The organism is Cupriavidus sp. H39, from assembly GCF_050271075.1.
In the GTDB taxonomy this organism is placed as follows: Bacteria; Pseudomonadota; Gammaproteobacteria; order Burkholderiales; family Burkholderiaceae; genus Cupriavidus; species Cupriavidus necator_B.
Window position 1 is genome coordinate 3,139,194 of the sequence record NZ_CP189848.1, and the last position, 18,264, is coordinate 3,157,457.

At 67.1% G+C, this 18,264-nt stretch carries 14 protein-coding genes; 6 read left to right on the top strand and 8 right to left on the bottom strand.

Annotation, left to right across the window (positions count from 1 at the left end; all coding sequences use genetic code 11):
- Positions 1 to 291 precede the first annotated feature (291 nt).
- The 3 genes from ACOCMH_RS29910 to purN are packed head-to-tail and all read right to left on the bottom strand — an operon-like array spanning position 292 to position 3,809.
- Complete coding sequence (locus ACOCMH_RS29910; protein ID WP_427311100.1) at positions 292 to 1,689, bottom strand: mechanosensitive ion channel family protein; 1,398 nt, start codon at positions 1,687 to 1,689, stop codon at positions 292 to 294.
- Between the two features lie 60 nt (positions 1,690 to 1,749).
- Positions 1,750 to 3,144 carry an RsmB/NOP family class I SAM-dependent RNA methyltransferase gene (locus ACOCMH_RS29915; protein ID WP_427311102.1) on the bottom strand — a complete coding sequence of 465 codons (1,395 nt, stop codon included), beginning with the start codon at positions 3,142 to 3,144 and terminating at the stop codon, positions 1,750 to 1,752.
- Positions 3,141 to 3,809, bottom strand: coding sequence for a phosphoribosylglycinamide formyltransferase (gene purN, locus ACOCMH_RS29920; protein ID WP_171515811.1), 669 nt, complete (start codon positions 3,807 to 3,809; stop codon positions 3,141 to 3,143). The genes ACOCMH_RS29915 and purN overlap by 4 nt, the downstream gene beginning before the upstream one ends.
- Before the next feature lie 253 nt (positions 3,810 to 4,062).
- Between purN and ACOCMH_RS29925 the strand changes: the two genes are divergently transcribed.
- Positions 4,063 to 4,722: a response regulator gene (locus tag ACOCMH_RS29925; RefSeq protein ID WP_012353747.1), complete on the top strand. Its 660-nt coding sequence runs from the start codon at positions 4,063 to 4,065 to the stop codon at positions 4,720 to 4,722.
- Positions 4,723 to 4,778: 56 nt separating this feature from the next.
- Here the strand turns inward: ACOCMH_RS29925 and ACOCMH_RS29930 are convergent, their stop codons facing one another.
- On the bottom strand, positions 4,779 to 6,593 hold the full coding sequence (locus tag ACOCMH_RS29930; RefSeq protein ID WP_427311105.1) for a hybrid sensor histidine kinase/response regulator: 1,815 nt from the start codon (positions 6,591 to 6,593) through the stop codon (positions 4,779 to 4,781).
- A gap of 261 nt (positions 6,594 to 6,854) precedes the next feature.
- Between ACOCMH_RS29930 and ACOCMH_RS29935 the strand changes: the two genes are divergently transcribed.
- The 5 genes from ACOCMH_RS29935 to dut all read left to right on the top strand — a co-directional run bounded on the left by ACOCMH_RS29935 (position 6,855) and on the right by dut (position 13,174).
- Positions 6,855 to 7,853: a bifunctional riboflavin kinase/FAD synthetase gene (locus ACOCMH_RS29935; protein WP_427311106.1), complete on the top strand. Its 999-nt coding sequence runs from the start codon at positions 6,855 to 6,857 to the stop codon at positions 7,851 to 7,853.
- Between the two features lie 119 nt (positions 7,854 to 7,972).
- Positions 7,973 to 10,864 carry an isoleucine--tRNA ligase gene (ileS, locus tag ACOCMH_RS29940; RefSeq protein WP_427311108.1) on the top strand — a complete coding sequence of 964 codons (2,892 nt, stop codon included), beginning with the start codon at positions 7,973 to 7,975 and terminating at the stop codon, positions 10,862 to 10,864.
- A complete protein-coding gene (gene lspA, locus ACOCMH_RS29945) occupies positions 10,864 to 11,394 on the top strand; it encodes a signal peptidase II (RefSeq protein WP_427311110.1) in 531 nt (176 codons plus the stop codon). The genes ileS and lspA overlap by 1 nt, the downstream gene beginning before the upstream one ends.
- Positions 11,395 to 11,441: 47 nt before the next feature.
- Entirely contained in the window at positions 11,442 to 12,644 is a 1,203-nt protein-coding gene (gene coaBC / locus ACOCMH_RS29950; protein WP_427311112.1) for a bifunctional phosphopantothenoylcysteine decarboxylase/phosphopantothenate--cysteine ligase CoaBC, read from the top strand.
- Positions 12,645 to 12,673: 29 nt separating this feature from the next.
- Positions 12,674 to 13,174, top strand: a complete 501-nt coding sequence (gene dut, locus ACOCMH_RS29955) for a dUTP diphosphatase (protein ID WP_427311114.1) — start codon at positions 12,674 to 12,676, stop codon at positions 13,172 to 13,174.
- A 56-nt stretch (positions 13,175 to 13,230) separates the two neighbouring features.
- Here dut and ACOCMH_RS29960 read toward each other — a convergent pair whose 3' ends face one another.
- The 4 genes from ACOCMH_RS29960 to clpS form a co-directional block, all read right to left on the bottom strand.
- Positions 13,231 to 14,079 carry a VOC family protein gene (locus ACOCMH_RS29960; protein WP_427311115.1) on the bottom strand — a complete coding sequence of 283 codons (849 nt, stop codon included), beginning with the start codon at positions 14,077 to 14,079 and terminating at the stop codon, positions 13,231 to 13,233.
- Positions 14,080 to 14,122: 43 nt separating this feature from the next.
- Entirely contained in the window at positions 14,123 to 15,130 is a 1,008-nt protein-coding gene (locus ACOCMH_RS29965; protein WP_427311117.1) for a tripartite tricarboxylate transporter substrate binding protein, read from the bottom strand.
- A 119-nt stretch (positions 15,131 to 15,249) separates the two neighbouring features.
- Positions 15,250 to 17,544, bottom strand: a complete 2,295-nt coding sequence (clpA, locus tag ACOCMH_RS29970; protein WP_427311119.1) for an ATP-dependent Clp protease ATP-binding subunit ClpA — start codon at positions 17,542 to 17,544, stop codon at positions 15,250 to 15,252.
- Positions 17,541 to 17,867: an ATP-dependent Clp protease adapter ClpS gene (gene clpS / locus ACOCMH_RS29975; protein WP_010814998.1), complete on the bottom strand. Its 327-nt coding sequence runs from the start codon at positions 17,865 to 17,867 to the stop codon at positions 17,541 to 17,543. The genes clpA and clpS overlap by 4 nt, the downstream gene beginning before the upstream one ends.
- Positions 17,868 to 18,264: the final 397 nt, after the last annotated feature.

Here is an 18,264-nt window from a genome sequence, read left to right on the forward strand (position 1 = left end):
GCTGTCTGGCGCTTGCCACAGGACCCGAAGTCGCTCCGGGTTCCCCCGGGCAGGCAAGTCTGGTGCCGCCCGTGGCTAGCGGCTCGTGAATGCGAGCCAGGTACGAGCCGCTGCAATCTGGCGGCTGTCTGATGTCGGAGCGGGATGTCTCAACCCGCGACAACCCGGCATTCTACCGGATCGCAAAGGGCGCAAGCATACGCTATTTCCCGGATTTGGACGGGGCGCAACGGTTTTCGTTCCACGGGTGCTGAATCCGCCGCTCCCCCGGCCTGTAGCCTGCCGAGGCGCTCAGGAGGCGTTGGCGGCCTCTGGCAAGGGGTTCGCCGTCGGTGCGCCAGTGCCTGACACCGGGGTCTCATGCATCACACGCAACTCGCGCTGCGGGTATGGGATCGAGATGCCGTGCTCGCGCAGCGTGCGCCAGATGGCGCGGTTCATCGCCGACTGCACCCCGAGCTTGCCGTTTTGCGGATCGGCGACATAGACGGCGACTTCGTACTCGATGCCGCTGTCGGCGAACAGCACCAGGAAGGCGGCCGGCTCCGGATCAGGCAGGACGCGCGGCAGGTCGCGCACGCACGCCGTCAGCAGGGCGATCACGGTTTCCGGATCAGCGCTGTAGTCGGCCTGCACGCGGGTCGCCACGCGCACATTGGTATTCGAGAACGAATGGTTCTGCACCGACTGTGCCACCAGCTGTTCGTTCGGCACCAGGGTTTCGCCATCGCCATTGCGCACCACGGTGTAGCGGGTACGGATCTGCGACACGATGCCGGTGTACTTGTCCACCGTGATCTGGTCGCCCAGCTTGACCGAGCGGTCCAGCAGGATGATGAAGCCCGAGATGTAATTGCTGGCGATCTTCTGCAGCCCCAGCCCCAGGCCCACGCCGAGTGCGCCGCCGAATACCGACAGCACGGTCAGGTCGATGCCCACCAGCGACAGGCTCAGCAGCAGCGACACCAGCAGCAGCAAGGCCTTGGAGATCCGCGTCAGCACCACCTTCAGGTTGCCGTCGAGGTTGGCCGAACGCATCAGCCGCTCTTCCAGCCACGAGCCGAACCACAGCGCCACCAGCACCGTCAGCAGGATCCAGACCACCGCCATCAGGGTCTCGGCGACACCGATCTTCTGCTTGCCGCCAATGGAAAAGCGCACGCTCTCCATCCAGCCCACCACATCGCCCAGCACGCCCAGCACATACAGCGCCATGCCGACCCAGACCAGCGTGGTCAGGACCTTTTCCACCAGCAGCAGCATGCCGTGCAGCTGGCCGCTGCCCGACATCACGCGGCGCAGCACATAGAAGGTGAAATTCAGCGCGGTGATGCCGAACAGCGGCACCAGCGCCAGCCGCAGCACGCTGACCGGGATCAGCGGGGCCAGCGCAAAGCGGGCCACCAGCACCAACGCCCAGCCGGCGAGCGGAAACATCGCGCGCTCCAGGCTGGCGGCGGCAAAGCGCACCGAGAAGCTGGAACCTTCGTAGCGCGCCTCCAACCGCCGCACCACGAAGCGCGCCAGCGGCCACGCCACCGCCAGGCAGCCGGCCAGCACCAGCAATTGCCAGAAAAAGCCGGGACCGCCGGCATCGCGGATCAGGTCGTCCAGCATCTTGCCGAACATCGAATGCGAGGCTTTCAGGTCTTTCAGGCCGCCGAGGTCGGGCAGGGTTTCACCGTTCATGGTGGAGCTTCAGTGTGGGCCGCCCGCACGCGCGGCGGGCGGCGCGGCGGGGAACCGGGATCAGCTGGTGCGCTCCAGCACCGCGGCAAAGAAGCCATCGGTCTGGTGCAGGTGCGGGTACAAGGCAAACATGCCGTTGTCCGGCAGTCCCGCCACTTCGATCTTCTGCTCGGCCAGCACTTCGGCCGCCGGCACCAGTCGGAAGTTGGGGTGCGCCGCCAGGAAGTCGCGCACGATCTGCTCGTTCTCGGCTTCCAGCACGCTGCAGGTTGCGTAGACCACCCGCCCGCCGCCCTTCACCAGCCGCGCCGCGGAATCCAGGATCGCGCTCTGCTTGGCGGTCAGTTCCAGCACCGACTCCGGCGATTGCCGCCATTTCAGGTCGGGATTGCGGCGCAGCGTGCCCAGGCCGCTGCAGGGGGCGTCCACCAGCACGCGGTCGGCCTTGCCGGCCAGGCGCTTGATCTTGGCGTCGCGCTCCGAATCGATCAGCACCGGATGGACGTTGGACAGGCCGCTGCGCGCCAGCCGCGGCTTCAGGTTGGCCAGGCGCTTTTCCGAGACGTCGAAGGCGTAGAGCCGGCCGGTCGAGCGCATTGCCGCGCCCAGCGCCAGGGTCTTGCCGCCCGCGCCGGCGCAGAAGTCGACCACCATCTCGCCGCGCTTGGGCGCCACCAGGTTGCACAGCAGCTGGCTGCCCTCGTCCTGCACCTCGACCAGGCCATTGACGAAGATCGGCAGCTGGTTCAGCGCCGGCTTGCCAGCCATGCGGATGCCGGCCGGCGCCATCGGCGTCGGTTCGGCGCCGAGGCCTGCGGCCTGCAGCTCGGCCAGCGCGGCCTCGCGGCTGGTCTTGGCCAGGTTGACGCGCAGGTCCAGCGGCGCCGGGCGCAGCCAGGCGTCGCCCAGGGCCGCGGCAAAGGCCTCGCCATGCTGGCGCACCAGTTCGTCGTACAGCCACTCGGGCAGGTTGGCGCGCACGCGCGGCGCCAGGCTGGCGCGCTCGATGGTGGTCAGGCGGTCCAGCCATTCGGCTTCATCGGGATACAGGAACGGCGACAGCGTATCGCGGCCCAGCGTCGCCGCCAGTCCCAGCAGCGCCAGGCGGCGCGAGGCCGGCCCCGTGCCGCTCTCGGCAAACTGCGCGAACTCGACGCGCCGGCGCAGCACCGCGTAGATCGCTTCGGCAATGATGCCGCGCTCGCGGTGGCCAAGCTTGGCGTTTTCGCGGAAGTAGTAGCTGACCACCGCATCGGCGGGACGCGCGAACAGCATGACCTTGCCCAGCAGGCGATCGATATGCTGGATATGGGTGGCATGCAGCCCGCCATGCGTGCGCACCGGGGCGCCGTTGGCGTTGGGCGACTTGCGGATCGGGCTGCCCTTGCCCTTGCTGCGCGCGGGGGCGCGGCCCTCGCCGCGCGGCGAACGGTTGCCTGCCTGGGTACGGCTCATGCCTCGACTCCTGCCGCCGGGGTTGCGGCGGAGATGGCCATCAGCAATTGCGGTTCGGCCGGGTTGATAACGTTGACAACGCCGTTCTGGAGCTGCAGCCGGTCCTCGACGAACCACTGCACGGCGCGGGGGTAAATCACGTGCTCGCACGCAAGCAGGCGCTCGGCCAGGGTGGCGGGCGTGTCCGCCGGCTGCACGTCGAGTGCTGCCTGGATCACAATCGGGCCATGATCCAGCTCCGGCGTCACGAAATGCACGGTGGCGCCATGCAGCTTGACGCCGGCATCCAGCGCCTGCTGGTGGGTGTTCAGGCCGGGGAAGCACGGCAGCAGCGACGGATGGATGTTCAGCAGCCGGCCCGCGTAGCGGTCGACAAAGCCGGGCGTGAGTATACGCATGAAACCCGCCAGCACCACCAGGTCGGGGGCGTGCGCATCGATGGCCTCGGCCAGCGCCGCGTCGAATGCGGCCCGGTCAGGGTGCTGGCGATGGTCCACCACGCCGGTTTCAATGCCTTGCTGGCGCGCAAACTGCAAGCCCGGGGCGTCCGGCCGGTTCGACAGGACCGCCGCCACGCGGGCGGGCCAGCCGCCGCCTGCGCAGGCCCGGACGATGGCTTCCATGTTGGAGCCTCGCCCGGAAATCAAGATGACAATTTTTTTCATCGCGCAATTCTACCAAGGCGAGGGGCTAAACTCCGGTAAAGCCAAACCAGTACGTGCTTAATTCACGAGATCCGGACAGGCGCCAAACCGGGCATCTGTGGTAGCGAGGCCGTATCACCCGATTGACGGATTGTGACGCTTCGCCCCCTCTGCTAGAGTGGGCCCCACGTCCACGCGCCATTCCTGTGCATGACACAGGTCCTCTGCAGAGGTGACAACAAGGACGAAACGGGTAAATTGAACGGGAATTCGCATGTCGAACGCTGCACCGACGTTGTTGGTGGTCGATGATCATCCTATGGCCTTGTCAGGGACCACCGCCTTCCTGGCCGAAGTCATGCCGGATGTGGCAGTCCATGCCGCCGGCAGCGCCCGCGAGGCCCTGGCCAGCCTGCAGCAAGGCTTGCGCCCGGATATCGTGCTGCTCGATATCTGGCTGAACGACGGTACCGGCTTCGATGCCATGCAGACGTTCAAGACCGTGATCCCGGGCGCGCGCTTTATCTTCATGTCGGCCGAGGCCACCCCTGAAATCGTCGGCCGCGCCCGTGCGCTGTCGGCGTGCGGCTTCGTCGGCAAGCACCTGGATGCCAATGCCTTCACCGCCGCGGTGCGCAAGGTGCTGGCCGGCGACACCGCCTTCCCTACCGATGAAGCCCTTAACGGGCGCGCGCAGTCGTTCGGCCCGGCCCACGGCATTCCGGTCACGCCGGCGGAACTGGGCCTGACGCCGCGCCAGGGCTCGGTGCTGGCGCTGGTGCTGGAAGGCCTGCCGAACAAGGTGATCGCGCGGCGGCTGGGGCTGACCGAGAACACCGTCAAGGAACACGTGTCCGCCATCCTGCAGCGGCTGGGCGTGCGCACCCGCATGCAGGTGATGTCGCGCATGGAACGGTTCCGGCTGCGTCAGTAGGGCTCAGTAGGGCGAGCCACCGCCCTCACCGCTGGCGTGGGCCCGCCGGCCGCCCCCTAGGCCGGCCGCAGCCAGCGCCGTAGCAGCATCCGCAGCGAGGCCGGATCCACCGGCTTGGGCAGCACGAAATAGCCTGCCTCTTCCGCCGCCGCCAGCGCGGCTGACTTCAGATCCCCCGTCAGCAATGCGCTGCGCGCCTGCGGTTGCGTGTTCTGCCAGCGCTCGAGCAAGTCCAGGCCATTCTCGCTGCCGGGCAGGCGCAGGTCGCAGAAGATGATGTCCGGGCGCAGGCCCTGGGCAAACAGCTTGTCGGCCTCGGCACCATGCGCGGCGCAGGCCACGCGGATGCCCCAGGCCTCCATCAGCGCAATCCAGGCCTTGCGGATCTGGCTGTCGTCGTCGACCACCAGCACCGTGCCCTGCAGGCGATCGGGCTTGGCCTCCTGGGCTTGCGCCATGGCGCGCATCTCGCGCACGCTGGCCACGGTCTCGGCCGGCACCGGCGCCAGCGCGAACCAGAACACCGACCCCTTGCCCGGCACCGAGCGCACGCCATAGGTGCCCCGCATCAGCCGCACGCATTCCTTGAAGATCGCCAGCCCCAGGCCCAGGCCCTGCGACGGATCGCGCTGCGGGTTATGAACCTGGTAGTACGGCGAGAAGATGTCCGGCAGATGCTCGGGCGTGACGCCGGCACCGGTGTCCCAGACTTCCAGCCGCACGTTCTTGCGGCGCTGGCGCGCGGTCACCAGCACGCCGCCGCGCTGGGTGTAGCGCAGCGCGTTCTGCACCAGGTTGAACAGGGCCCGGCGCAGCAGCACCGGCTCGGCCATCGCGTACAGCTCGTCGGGCACGCGCGGGGTCAGGGTCAGCCCGCTTTCACGCGCGTCGGCGGCAAACTGGCTCATCACATCGCGGATCAGTGCGCCCAGTTCGCAGGGCTCCAGCGTGGGCAGCACCTTGCGCCCTTCCAGCTTGGACAAGTCCAGCAGCGAGCGGAACAACAGGTCGATGGTCTGGGTGCCCGCCGCCACCTGCTCCACCAGCGGATGCAGCGCGCTCGACTGGTTGCGCGCGCGCAGCGCCTCGACCAGCATCACCAGCGCATGCACCGGCTGGCGCAAGTCATGGCTGGCCGCGGCCAGGAAGCGCGACTTCTCTTCGCTGGCATGCAGCGCCCGCTCCTTTTCGTCCTGGAACTGCTTGGCCAGGCGCCGGCTGTCGCCCTCCAGCTGGATCGCGCGCACCAGCGTGACCTGCAGGTTGAAGGCGTGGCGCGACAGCATCAGTGCGTAGATCGCCAGCAGGCCCTGCACATAGGCGCCATGGCCCGGGAAAGCGAATTCCGCCATCAGCAGGTTTGGTACCAGGATCGGCACGCCGGCGTAGATCAGGTTCGACGGCACCGGTGCCTGCGATACCGCGCCGCCGGCAAGCACCCCGAGCGTCAGCAGGTACAGCACGCTGGAGAACACCGGCGAGCCTGTATACAAATGCAGCAGCGCCGAACTGCCCCAGGTCACGCCGGTCAGGAAAGCGACCGCGCGCATGTTGTTCCACCACTTGCGCGTGTGCGCGGAACGGCTCATCAAGGCGTGGTCGCGCTGGTAGCCAATGTAGAACCACAGCCCGCCGGCCGTCAGCACCAGCATTACCGCGCACCAGCCCAGCAGCGCAGCGCGGTTGACGTCGTTCCAGAAGCCGATGGTGGTCAGCGCGGGCAGCAGCACCGAGGAGACGATCGCGGTCGGCGCATTCTTGTGCACGATCGCCATCAGCTTGGCGCGCGTTTCGACGTCGAGCTCGGCGCTCGACTGAGGCAGGCCCCGGGGCAGGAGCCGGGAAAAGAACCGATAGGTCAGCGCTTTCAACTGGGAATCAGGAATGGGCGAAGATCGGGCACGCCGCGCGGCGACGCCTGCGGCAGGCCTGTAGTGGGCTACCGCAGTGGCCACCGCAGTGAGCCAAAGTGGCGCCTATCATGCCGCCTTTTGTGGCATAGCGCCATGGCGGGAGGGCCGGTTGCGGCACAAAAGCCGCAGCGCGGGGGCGAGCCCGGGCCGGCGGCAGCGGCAAGCCGACCCATTCGCCTTATAATGCTCGCTTTACCCGAATCCCTTCCCGCCGTCCCCGTGAAAGTCTTCCGCGGCCTGCCCAACGCCGAGAGCCGGGCGCCCTGCGCGCTCACCATCGGCAATTTCGACGGTGTGCATCGCGGCCACCAGTCGCTGCTCGCGCGTGCGCGCGCGGCGGCGGACGCGCGCGGCCTGCCGCTGTGCGTGATGACCTTCGAACCGCATCCCCGCGAGTTCTTCACGCCTGACAAGGCCCCCACCCGCATCGCACTGCTGCGCGACAAGCTGGAAAGCCTGCGCCGCAACGGCGTGGACCGCGTGGTGGTGGAACATTTCAACGCCCACTTTGCCGGCCAGTCGCCGCAGGAGTTCGTCGAGAACGTGCTTTGGCACGGCCTGCATACCCGCTGGCTGCTGGTCGGCGACGATTTCCGCTTCGGCGCCAAACGCGCCGGCGACTTTGCCTACCTGCAGGAAGCCGGGCGCCGCTACGGGTTCGATGTCGAGCAGATGGGCTCGGTGTCCGAAGGTGGCATCCGCATCTCCAGCTCGGCGGTGCGCCAGGCGCTGGCCGAGGGCGACCTCGAGCACGCGCGACGCCTGCTCGGGCACGGCTACGCCATCAGCGGCCACGTGATCCACGGCCGCAAGCTCGGCCGCGACCTCGGCTTCCCGACGCTGAACCTGCGCATTTCGCACAAGCGGCCCGCGGTCAGCGGCATCTTCGTGGTGCAGGTGCACGGCATCGCCGACCAGCCGCTGCCCGGCGTGGCCAGCATCGGCGTGCGCCCGACCATCGAGGACGCCGGCCGGGTGCTGCTGGAAGTCCACCTGTTCGATTTCAATGAAAGCCTGTACGGCAAGCTGGTGCGGGTCGAATTCATGAAGAAGCTGCGCGACGAGGCGCGCTTCGACTCCCTCGACGAACTCACCGCCGCGATCGCCAAGGATAGCGCCGATGCGCGCGCCTTCTTCGGCCTGACGGCGCCAGGCGCCGCGGCGGAAGGCATCGGCAGCCGCGATTTCGCCACCTCGGCCACCGACCGAATTAGGTAGCGGCCGGCGCCCCGCACCCCGCTGCGCGGGCCCGGTTCGCACGCCGCCTGCCCCAGTCTTTTCGCGCGCCCGCCGCCCAGCGCCGGCCGCGCGCCAACCGAATTGCCCTGAGAATCGAAATGTCTGACGACAAACGCGCCAAGCCCGAGAAGAACAAGTATCCCGTCAACCTGCTCGACACGCCCTTCCCGATGCGTGGCGACCTGCCCAAGCGCGAGCCGCAATGGGTCAAGCAGTGGCAGGACAAGCAGCTCTACAAGAAGATCCGCGCGGCGCGCAAGGGCGCGAAGAAGTTCGTGCTGCACGACGGCCCCCCGTATGCCAACGGCGATATCCATATCGGCCACGCCGTCAACAAGGTGCTGAAGGACATGATCATCAAGGCGCGCGGCCTGACCGGGCTGGACGCCGTCTACGTGCCGGGCTGGGATTGCCACGGCATGCCGATCGAGATCCAGATCGAAAAGAAGTTCGGCAAGGGCCTGCCGGTGCAGGAAGTCCAGGCCAAGGCACGCGCCTACGCCACCGAGCAGATCCAGCGGCAGAGGGTGGACTTCGAGCGCCTGGGCGTGCTCGGCGACTGGGACCACCCGTACCTGACCATGAACTACAGCAACGAGGCGGATGAGCTGCGCGCGCTCGGCAAGATCATGGAAAAGGGCTATGTGTTCCGCGGCCTGAAGCCGGTGAACTGGTGCTTCGACTGCGGCTCGGCGCTGGCCGAGGCCGAAGTCGAATACAAGGACAAGGTCGACCTGTCGATCGACGTGGGCTTCCCGTTCGCCGAAACCGACAAGCTGGCGCACGCGTTCAAGGTGCCGGTCGAGCAGATCAACGCCAGGCCTGGCTGGATCGTGATCTGGACCACCACGCCGTGGACCATCCCGAGCAACCAGGCGCTGAACGTGCACCCCGAGGTGGAATACGCGCTGGTCGACACCCCGCGCGGCCACCTGATCCTGGCTACCGAACGCGTCGAAGAGCAGCTGAAGATCTACGGCCTGCAAGGCGAGGTGGTGGCCACCACCACCGGTGCGGCCCTGTCGGAAATCCGCTTCCACCATCCCCTGGCCAGGATGGAGTCGGGTTATGACCGCCTCTCCCCCATCTACCTGGGCGACTACGTCACCACCGACACCGGCTCGGGCATCGTGCACTCGGCGCCGGCCTATGGCGTGGAAGACTTCCAGTCGTGCAAGGCCCACGGCATGCCGGACTCGGACATCATCAGCCCGGTGATGGGCAACGGCGTCTATGCCGCCACGCTGCCGCTGTTTGGCGGGCTGTCGATCTGGGACGCCAACCCCAAGATCGTCGATGCGCTGCAGGAATCGGGCAACCTGTTCAATTCGCACAAGTACACCCACAGCTACATGCACTGCTGGCGTCACAAGACGCCGATCATCTACCGCGCCACCTCGCAGTGGTTCGCGGGCATGGACGTGGATCCGGCGGAAGAAAACGGCAAGCCCGTGCCGACCCTGCGCGAGACCGCGCTGGCCGGCATCGACGCCACCGAGTTCTACCCGGCCTGGGGCAAGCAGCGCCTGCACAACATGATCGCCAACCGTCCGGACTGGACGCTGTCGCGCCAGCGCCAGTGGGGCGTGCCGATGGCGTTCTTCGTGCACAAGGAAACCGGCGCGCTGCATCCGCGCACGCCTGAACTGCTGGAAGCGATCGCCAGGCGCGTCGAGCAGCACGGCATCGAAGCCTGGCAGGCGCTGGACCCGGCCGAGTTGCTGGGCGACGAGGCCAGCCAGTACGAGAAGAACCGCGACACGCTCGACGTCTGGTTCGATTCCGGCACCACGCACTGGACCGTGATCCGCGGCTCGCACCGCGACGACCTGTACGACCCCAGCGCCGACCAGCCCGACGGCCGCCTGGCCGACCTGTACCTGGAAGGCTCGGACCAGCACCGCGGCTGGTTCCACTCGTCGCTGCTGACCGCCTCGATGCTGTATGGCAAGCCGCCCTACAAGGCGCTGCTGACGCACGGCTTCACCGTCGACGGCGAAGGCCGCAAGATGTCCAAGTCGATCGGCAATACCGTGTCGCCGCAGGACATCTCGAACAAGATGGGCGCGGAGATCATCCGCCTGTGGGTGGCGTCGACCGATTACTCCGGCGAGCTGTCGATCTCGGACGAGATCCTCAAGCGCGTGGTGGAAGGCTATCGCCGCATCCGCAATACGCTGCGCTTCCTGCTGTCCAACCTGTCCGACTACGACCACGGCAAGCACGCGCTGCCCGCCGCCGAGTGGCTGGAGATCGACCGCTACGCCGTGGCGCTGACCGCGCAGCTGCAGAAGGAAGTGCTGTCGCACTACGAAGCCTATGAATTCCACCCGGTGGTGGCCAAGCTGCAGACCTTCTGCTCCGAAGACCTGGGCGGCTTCTACCTCGACGTGCTGAAGGACCGCCTGTACACCACCGCGCCCGATTCGAAGGCGCGCCGCGCGGCGCAGAACGCGCTGTATCACATCACCCAGGCGATGCTGCACTGGATGGCGCCATTCCTGTCGTTTACCGCCGAGGAAGCGTGGCAGATCTTCGCCCACGGCACCGCGCACACCGACACCATCTTCACCAGCACCTATTACGCCGTGCCGGAAGTCGACGACGCCGACGACCTGCTGCAGAAATGGCACACGCTGCGCGAGGTGCGCGCCGAGGTCACCCGGCAGCTGGAAGCGGTGCGCGTGGAAGGCGAGATCGGCTCGTCGCTGCAGGCCGAGTTGACGATCCAGGCCGGCGGGCCGGTGCTGGACGCCCTGCAAAGCCTGGGCGACGACCTGCGCTTCGTGCTGCTGACCTCGTCGGCCAAGGTCGCGCCCGCGCCCGAGGCCGGCGACCTGCTGGTCACGGTGACGCCGTCGGCGCATGCCAAGTGCGAGCGCTGCTGGCACTACCGCGCCGATGTCGGCCACAACCCCGACCATCCCACTCTCTGCGGCCGCTGCAACAGCAACCTGTTCGGCGCCGGCGAACACAGGAGCCATGCCTGATGGCATCGACCACGTCCCGTTCGGCGCGCCCGGCGCGTCGCAACAACAAGGCTGCCAGCAGCACCACCCCGCTGTTGTGGATGGCCTTTGCGCTGCTGGTGGTGTTGCTCGACCAGTTCTTCAAGATCGTGATCGTGCGCAGCTTCAGCTACGGCGAATCGCGCCCGGTGACAGGCTTCTTCAACCTGGTGCTGGTCTACAACAAGGGCGCGGCGTTCAGCTTCCTGGCTGACGCCGGCGGCTGGCAGCGCTGGTTCTTCACCGGCCTGGGCGTGGTGGTGGGCGCGTTCATCGTCTGGCTGCTGTACCGCCATACCGGCCAGCGGCTGTTCTGCTTTGCGGTGTCGCTGATCCTGGGCGGCGCGGTGGGCAACGTGATCGACCGCGTGGTCTACGGTCACGTGATCGATTTCCTGGATTTTTACGTGCGCAATTACCACTGGCCGGCCTTCAACCTGGCCGACTGCGCCATCACGGTCGGCGCGGTGCTGCTGATCGTCGATGAACTGCGGCGGGTGCGCAAGCACTGAGCAGCGCCGGTATCATCTCCCTTCCCTCCCCAGCCAGGTTCCTCACCATGGATTTGCGCGGCAAGCACATCGTTCTTGGCCTGACCGGCGGCATCGCCTGCTACAAGTCGGCCGAGCTGGTCCGCCTGCTGACCAAGGCCGGAGCCACCGTGCAGGTGGCGATGACCGAGGCGGCGACGCACTTCATCACGCCGGTGACGATGCAGGCGCTGTCCGGCCGGCCGGTGTTCACGTCGCAGTGGGACGCGCGCATCGACAACAACATGGCGCATATCGACCTCTCGCGCGAGGCCGACGCCATCGTCATTGCTCCGGCCTCGACCGACTTCCTGGCGCGCCTGGCCAACGGCCTGTGCGACGACCTGCTGAGCACGCTGTGCATCGCGCGCGACTGTCCGCTGCTGGTGGCGCCGGCGATGAACCGCCAGATGTGGGCGGCCCCCGCCACCCAGCGCAATGCCGCGCAGCTGCGTGCCGACGGCGTGGTGATCCTGGGCCCGGGCAGCGGCGACCAGGCCTGCGGCGAGGTCGGCGACGGCCGCATGCTGGAGCCCGAAGAGCTGCTCGACGACATCATCGCCTTCTTCCAGCCCAAGCCGCTGCAAGGCAAGCGCATGCTGATCACCGCCGGCCCGACCTTCGAGGCGATCGACCCGGTGCGTGGCATCACCAACCTGTCGTCCGGCAAGATGGGCTTCTCGATCGCGCGCGCCGCGCGCGAAGCGGGTGCCGAAGTACTGCTGGTAGCCGGCCCTACCGGCCTGCCCACCCCGCGCGGCGTGATGCGCACCGACGTGCGCAGCGCCCAGCAGATGCATGACGCGGTGATAGCGCAGCTGGCCGGTGTGGATGTCTTTGTCGCGGTGGCCGCGGTGGCGGACTGGCGCCCGGCCGAGGTCGCGCAGCAGAAGCTGAAGAAGGCCAACGATACCGATACGCCGACGCTGCAGTTCGTGCAGAACCCTGACATCCTGGCCGCGGTCGCGGCCCGCACCGATGCGCCCTATTGCGTCGGCTTTGCCGCCGAGAGCGAGAACCTGGAGCAGTACGGCGAGCAGAAGCGCCAGCGCAAGGGCGTGCCGCTGCTGGTGGGCAATATCGGCCACCACACGTTCGGGCTGGACGACAACGAGATCGTGCTGTTCGACGCCGCCGGCATGACGCGGCTGCCGCGTGCCGACAAGCTGTCGCTGGCACGGCAGCTGGTCGCGGCCATTGGCCAGCGCCTGCCCGGGCCCGCGCGCCCCTGATTGTTAAAACGAATTCTTCGATACCGCTTATGACCCAGCCTCTGAACCCGACCGTCGAAATCAAGGTGCTTGATGCGCGCCTGAACGAGTGGGGCCTGCCCGCCTACCAGAGCGAGATGGCCGCCGCCATCGACCTGCATGCCTGCGTCGACGCGCCCGTCTCGATCGCGCCTGGCACGCCCGCGCAGCTGGTGCCGGCCGGCATCGCCGTGCACATGGGCAATCCGTACATGGCCGCGACCATCGTGCCGCGCTCCGGGCTGGGCCACAAGAAGGGCCTGGTGCTGGGAAATTCCATTGGTGTCATCGATGCCGACTACCAGGGCCAGATCATGGTCAGCGTCTGGAACCGCAACGCCCCGGGCACCGAGCCGATCGTGATCCAGCCGGGCGAGCGCATTGCGCAGATGATGTTCGTGCCGGTGCTGCGGCCGGTGTTCTCGACGGTTGAGGATTTCAGCCAGGACAGCGAACGCGGCGCGGGCGGCTTTGGCTCGACCGGCGTGCATCACGCCAAGGCCGGCGCCTGACCGGCTGTCTGCCTCGGCATCAAGCACTGGCGCCCCGCGGGGCGCCAGTTTGCATTTCAGCCCTGCTGTTCGAACAGCAAGGCCACGCCGCTGGCGGCGTGCACCGGCACCAGCGTCTCGCGCGGGCTCAGGTCATACGTCGGCACACCCTGCTCGCGCCAGCCGGCGCGCGCCGCCGCCAGGTCATCGGTGCGCAGCCGGATCGCCGCATAGCCCGGAACGTCGCGCCGGATATGCGCCGTGCCGGTGGCTGACGCCAAAGCCTGCGGCGTGCTGAGCACCAGTGCGGCATCGTCCAGCGCCAGGCTGCTGACATGTTCGCTCAGCTGCGTCAGCTCGCCGCCGGTCAGTTCCGCATAGGCACGCGCGGCGGCGTCCACCAGGGCCGGTGCCACCACCAGGAACATCGTCGCAATGCTCTGCGCGCCGTTGGCATGGCGCGTCCATTCAGGCCGCCACAGCAGTTCGGGCGTGCGGTGCTCGCAGACGAAGTAGCGCGCGCCCGGGGCGTCGTCGAGCGCGGTCACGCGGAACGTGGCCGGATGCTCGCTGCCATCGTCCAGGCGCACCGGACGCGAAAACTCGATCGGGTCCGAGGTATGCCAGCCGGCCGCGCGCAACCGCGCCGCGGTGGCAAAGGCATCGGCGCTCTTGCACGACATCGCCGCACAGCCGCCGCCGCGCGCCTGGGCGTCCCAGTAATACTGCCGGCTGGGATTGGGCGCGGTCACGTGCAACAGCTCGAGGTAGTCCCGCTGCAGCATGATGCAGTGATTCTGCGAGCCCAGCGTGTGGTAGCCGCGCGGCGTCAGCGTAAAGCCGAGCCGCTGCCAGGCCTGCGCCCCGGCATCGAGGTCGGGGCACACCACCACGGCGTGGTCGAACATTTCTGCTTGCGTTGCCATCGGCTTCCCCCCGGGTCACGGCGCGCGACCGCGCCGGACTGGCTCATTCAAACTGGATATTGGCCTTGCGCGCCACCGCCTGCCATTTGTCATGCTCGCGGCGCACCAGGTTGCCGAGTTCGGCGGGGCTGCCGCCGACAATCTCAAAGCCTTGCGCGGCCAGCGCATCGACCACGCGCGGCTGGCGCAGCGATTCGACCAACGCGTCATGGATGCGCGCAACCGTCGCCGGCGGCAGGTCGGCCGGACCAAACACGCCGATCCACGAATACGCCTCGAAACCCTTGATGCCTTGCTCGGCCACCGTGGGCACCTGCGGCAGCTGGCGCAGGCGGCTGGTGCCGGTCACGCCCAGCACCTTGATCGTGCGCGCGGCCACGTGCGCCTGCACCGCGGCGTAGCTGCTGAAGAAGATATCGACCTCATTGGACAGCACCGCCTGCACAGCCGGGCCGCCGCCCTTGTAGGGCACGTGCAGCATATGCACGCCGGCCTCAGTGGCCAGCGCCTCGGCCGCCAGCTGGTTCAGGCTACCGATGCCCGACGACGCATAGCGCACGCCGTCGTGCCTGGCCTTGGCAAGCGCCACCAGCTCACGCACATTCGACGCGGGCAGTGCCGGGTTGGCGGCAATCACCAACGGAAAGCGCACCAGCTGCGAGATCGGCGTGAAATCGCGGAAGGTGTCGTAGGGCAGCTGCTTGTAGGCAAACGGGTTGATCGCATGCGTGTCGAATGCCATCAGCAGCGTATTGCCGTCGGGCCTGGCGCGCGCCACGGTGCTCGACGCAATCAGCCCGCCCGCGCCGGGCTTGTTGTCCACTACCACGGTCTGTCCCAGTGCCGCCTTCAGACCGGGTTGCAGCTGGCGTGCGACGATGTCGACGCTGCCGCCCGGCGGGAACGGCAGCACCAGCGCGATCGGACGATTGCCCGCCGCGCCATCGGCGGCGCCTGCGGCGGCGGCATGGAACATCGGGCCCGGCACGGCGGCCAATGGCAGGATCTTGAGCAGCAGGCGGCGGCGCCGCGTGCGGTCGGCAGAGGACATCAGGGTTTTCAGGTGGGGCGTCGAGGCGGCCGGGACAAAAGAAACAGGGCGGCCGTGTGGCCGCCCCGCTATTTTGCCCGATGATCGACCCCGTTGCAGGCAACGCGGCCGATCATCGCTCAGGCTTCTGCGCGCTGCTCCTCGGGCGCCTCGGGCGGCTCGGGCTCGATCTCGGAGAAATCGAGCTTGATCTGGTCTTGTTCGTCCAGATCCACCACCACCTTGCCGCCGGAGACCAGGCGGCCGAACAGCAGTTCGTCGGCCAGCGCCTTGCGGATCATGTCCTGGATCAGGCGCTGCATCGGGCGCGCACCCATCAGCGGATCGAAGCCCTTGTGCGCCAGGAACTTGCGCAGCTTCTCGCTGAAGCTGGCTTCCACCTTCTTCTCGTGCAGCTGCTCTTCCAGCTGCATCAGGAACTTGTCGACCACGCGCAGGATGATTTCCTCATCGAGCGAGCGGAAGCTGATGGTGGCATCCAGCCGGTTGCGGAACTCCGGCGTGAACATGCGCTTGATGTCGGCCATCTCGTCGCCCTGCTCACGCGAGCTGGTGAAGCCGATGGTGGCGCGGTTCATGGTCTCCGCTCCCGCATTGGTGGTCATGATGATGATCACGTTGCGGAAGTCGGCGCGCCGGCCGTTGTTGTCGGTCAGCGAACCATGATCCATCACCTGCAGCAGGATATTGAAGATATCCGGATGCGCTTTCTCGATTTCATCCAGCAGCAGCACACAGTGCGGCTTCTTGGTGACGGCCTCGGTCAGCAGGCCGCCCTGGTCAAACCCGACGTATCCCGGGGGCGCGCCGATCAGGCGGCTCACCGCATGGCGTTCCATGTATTCAGACATGTCGAAGCGCAGCAGTTCGATGCCCATGATGAAGGCCAGCTGCTTGGCGACCTCGGTCTTGCCCACACCGGTGGGACCGGAGAACAGGAACGAGCCGATCGGCTTGTCGGTCTTGCCCAGGCCGGCGCGCGACATCTTGATCGCCGAGGCCAGCGCCTCGATCGCCGGATCCTGGCCGAACACCACCGACTTCAGGTCGCGTTCCAGCGTCTGCAGCTTGCTGCGGTCGTCCTGGTTGACGCTCTGCGGCGGGATGCGCGCGATGCGCGAGACGATGTCCTCGATCTCGCCCTTGCCGATGGTCTTCTTTTGCTTGGACTTCGGCAGGATGCGCTGCGCCGCGCCGGCTTCGTCGATCACGTCGATCGCCTTGTCCGGCAGGTGGCGGTCGGTGATGAAGCGCGCCGACAGCTCCGCCGCGGCGGTCAGCGCCGACGATGCGTACTTGACGCCGTGGTGTTCCTCGAAGCGCGACTTCAGCCCGCGCAGGATCTGCACGGTCTGGTCGACCGACGGCTCGACCACGTCGATCTTCTGGAAGCGCCGCGACAGCGCCGCGTCCTTCTCGAAGATGCCGCGGTATTCCGTGAAGGTGGTCGCGCCGATGCACTTGAGCTGGCCCGACGACAGCGCCGGCTTGAGCAGGTTGCTGGCGTCCAGCGTCCCGCCCGAAGCGGCGCCCGCGCCGATCAGCGTGTGGATCTCGTCGATGAACAGGATCGCGTTCGGATTGTCCTTGAGCGACTTCAACACGCCCTTCAGGCGCTGCTCGAAATCACCGCGGTACTTGGTGCCGGCCAGCAGCGCGCCCATGTCGAGCGAGTAGACGGTGGCCTTTTCCAGGATGTCCGGGACTTCGTTCTTGGTGATGCGCCAGGCCAGGCCCTCGGCGATGGCGGTCTTGCCGACGCCGGCTTCGCCCACCAGCAGCGGGTTGTTCTTGCGCCGGCGGCACAGCACCTGGACCACGCGCTCGACTTCGCTCTCGCGGCCGATCAGCGGATCGATCTTGCCGGCCTTGGCCAGCGTGTTCAGGTTCTGGGTGTATTGCTCGAGCGGGCTTTCCTTGCCGTCGCCGCCCTCGCCCTCGCCAGCCGCATCGCCGTGCTTGGCCGGCTCGGACTGGTCCTTGCGGATGCCGTGGCTGATGAAATTGACCACGTCCAGGCGCGTCACGCCCTGCTGCTGCAGGTAATAAACGGCGTGCGAATCCTTCTCGCCGAAAATCGCGACCAGCACGTTGGCACCGGTGACTTCCTTCTTGCCGTTGGAAGTCGACTGGACGTGCATGATGGCGCGCTGGATCACGCGCTGGAAACCCAGTGTGGGCTGGGTATCGACCTCGTCGGTACCCGGCACCACCGGCGTGTTGTCCGCGATGAAGTTCTTAAGGCTGGTGCGCAGGTCCTCAATATTGGCCGCGCAGGCGCGCAAGACTTCAGCTGCCGTGGGATTGTCGAGCAATGCCAGCAGCAGATGCTCCACGGTAATGAACTCGTGGCGCGCCTGCCTGGCTTCGACAAAAGCCATATGCAGGCTCACTTCCAATTCTTGCGCAATCATGCTTCCTCCATCACGCACTGCAGGGGGTGCCCCGCCTGCCGCGCGTGCGTTGACACCAGCTCGACCTTAGTCGCCGCGATATCCCTGGTGTAGATACCGCAGACGCCCTTTCCTTCCCGGTGCACGGTCAGCATGATCTGCGTCGCCGTTTCCCGGTCCCTGCTGAAATACTGCTGCAGGATCATCACGACGAACTCCATCGGAGTGTAGTCGTCGTTCAGCAGCACCACCTTGAACATGGCAGGCGGTTTCAGCGCCTGCTCTTTCCGCTCCAGGATGGTGCCCGCTTCGCGTTGTGGGACATTCGCAAGCCGTGTAGCCATGGCTTTATTCTAACCCTTACTCGCAACTCTGCAATTTGGGGAAAAGGCGGTGGATTCAAGAGTCCGGCCACCGGTTTTCCGTGGTGAATGGGAGCGGATGGTTCCGCGGAAGGCCTTGCAAGGCACGTCGCGGCACCGGCCGAAAAGCCGGGCCGCCGGCCGCCAATTCATGGCAACGGTAACACCGGGCGCCGTCCTGTTCCTGCCACACCCTTCTGGCAGTGGGGAATCCGCCAGCTTGACAGGGTCCGGCTTTGCCAGAAAAATCGGTCGCACACCCACCGAAGGCCAGCGAGCCAAAGCAACAGCCAAGGCGGGTGATCCGTGAGCAGGGAGGCCCACGGCCCGCGGCGGCGAGTCAGCAATCAGACTGGCCGCCGCACGATAGCACCTCGCC

Coding starts and splice junctions, on each gene's coding strand:
- ACOCMH_RS29925 (WP_012353747.1), top strand. CDS start 4,063: ATGTCGAACGCTGCACCGACGTTGTTGGTGGTCGATGATCATCCTATG.
- clpA (WP_427311119.1), bottom strand. CDS start 17,544: ATGATTGCGCAAGAATTGGAAGTGAGCCTGCATATGGCTTTTGTCGAA.
- purN (WP_171515811.1), bottom strand. CDS start 3,809: ATGAAAAAAATTGTCATCTTGATTTCCGGGCGAGGCTCCAACATGGAA.
- coaBC (WP_427311112.1), top strand. CDS start 11,442: ATGGATTTGCGCGGCAAGCACATCGTTCTTGGCCTGACCGGCGGCATC.
- ileS (WP_427311108.1), top strand. CDS start 7,973: ATGTCTGACGACAAACGCGCCAAGCCCGAGAAGAACAAGTATCCCGTC.
- clpS (WP_010814998.1), bottom strand. CDS start 17,867: ATGGCTACACGGCTTGCGAATGTCCCACAACGCGAAGCGGGCACCATC.
- lspA (WP_427311110.1), top strand. CDS start 10,864: ATGGCATCGACCACGTCCCGTTCGGCGCGCCCGGCGCGTCGCAACAAC.
- dut (WP_427311114.1), top strand. CDS start 12,674: ATGACCCAGCCTCTGAACCCGACCGTCGAAATCAAGGTGCTTGATGCG.
- ACOCMH_RS29965 (WP_427311117.1), bottom strand. CDS start 15,130: ATGTCCTCTGCCGACCGCACGCGGCGCCGCCGCCTGCTGCTCAAGATC.
- ACOCMH_RS29915 (WP_427311102.1), bottom strand. CDS start 3,144: ATGAGCCGTACCCAGGCAGGCAACCGTTCGCCGCGCGGCGAGGGCCGC.
- ACOCMH_RS29960 (WP_427311115.1), bottom strand. CDS start 14,079: ATGGCAACGCAAGCAGAAATGTTCGACCACGCCGTGGTGGTGTGCCCC.
- ACOCMH_RS29910 (WP_427311100.1), bottom strand. CDS start 1,689: ATGAACGGTGAAACCCTGCCCGACCTCGGCGGCCTGAAAGACCTGAAA.